This is a genomic window from Paenibacillus sp. Y951, from assembly GCF_056786395.1.
In genome coordinates, this window is record NZ_JBXCIY010000065.1 from 1 (window position 1) to 1,665 (window position 1,665).

Genomic DNA, 1,665 nt, shown 5'->3' on the forward strand with positions numbered 1-1,665 from the left:
AGACCCTGCACAATTTCACCTGTCTCAATCCGGAATCCCCGGATTTTCACTTGCTCGTCAATCCTTCCAAGGTACTCCAGATTCCCATCCGGCAGCCATCTTGCAAGGTCTCCCGTACGATACATAAACGTGCCTGGAAGAAAAGGATTATCAATAAAGCGTTCGCGGGTTAGATCCGGGCGGTTTAAATAACCTCTTCCGACACCAGCGCCAGAAATGAACAGTTCCCCTGCAACTGCGACAGGTACGGGTATAAATGATTCATTTAGGATATAATTCTGGCTATTGAGAATTGGCTTGCCGATTGGCACATTTTTTCCGGATGTCTCTCGATGCTCAAAAATATGCATATTCGAACAAATGGTAGTTTCCGTCGGCCCGTATCCGTTAATGATTCTCATCTCGGGACTGAACTGAAAATACCTGTCCAACGTATCATCTTTAATCGGTTCGACACCGACCAGTAGCTTGTTTAAACTTAACTGTTCACGTTGAGGTTCAAGTAAATCACAAATATCATTCAATACCGTAGGCGGCAAATAGGCGAATGTGACCCTTTCTTCCACAAGGAAACTGGCAAGATGGTTAAAATCAGAGAGCTTAGGAATCGGATAAAGGACAAGGGTAGCACCGAAGACAAATGGTAAAAATATTTCACATACGCTAACATCAAACGATATGCTGGTTAAACTTAGGCAGCGATCATCACGAATAATGGTTCTGCCAAAGTTACTTTGGATCGAGAATGAAAAATTGTGAAAATTACGATGCTCGACCATAACGCCTTTCGGCTGCCCTGTAGACCCCGAGGTATAAATAACATACATCAGGTCGCTCTCACAATTGATCCGTTCAGGATTTGTTGTCGGTTCATTCGATACAACCGATTGGTTCAGAACTATCGTTTCTCCATAAAACGGTACCTTGTCGGTCCACTTCTCCTGCATTAATACAATCCTCGTGCCGCTGTCTTCCAGCATGTATGCGATCCGCGCCGTCGGGTATGTTGGGTCGATCGGTAAATATGCGCCGCCAGCCTTAAGTACTGCCATCATACCGATTATCAACTCTGGAGATCGTTCAGCAAGAATGCCTATGACCGAATCTGATCCGACACCCTTCGCACGAAGCTGATGAGCAAACTGATTGGCTCTATCATTTAGCTCACGATAAGTAATGGATTGGTTTTTCCAGACCAGTGCTGTTGCTTCAGGCGCTTGATCTGTCTGCTCTTCAAACAAATAATGAATAGGTTGATAGGTACAAGTTATTTCATTTTTTTTATTAAATTCATTGAATAGCTGAAACTTGTCCCCTTCTGAAAGCATTGGGATTTTGCCGATGGAGGTTTCCGGATGCTCCACAATCCAATCAATGATGTTGAAATAATGCTGCATCATTTTTAAAACCGTTTCCTCTTTGAACAGCGCCGTACTGTATTCCCAGTCGAAATACAGTCGCCCTTCCTGCTCAACCGCAGCCACGGTCAGGTCGAATTTCGCGATGCTGTTTTCCTGCGGATACGGCCGAATTGTCAGCTCTTCCGCCTTCCATTCACTCATCTCCATGTTCTGCAGCACCAGCATCGTGTCGAACAGCGGGTTGCGGCTCGTATCTCGCCGTACCTCCGCCTTCTCCACCAGTTCCTCGAACGGATAATCCTGG

1 protein-coding gene is annotated in these 1,665 nt (G+C 45.5%); it reads right to left on the bottom strand.

The window, feature by feature from the left end; translation table 11 throughout:
• Positions 1-1,640 (bottom strand): non-ribosomal peptide synthetase (locus AC1TPB_RS24810; RefSeq protein ID WP_482078939.1); only part of this gene is annotated, 1,640 nt, incomplete at its 3' end.
• Between the last annotated feature and the right edge of the window lie 25 nt (positions 1,641-1,665).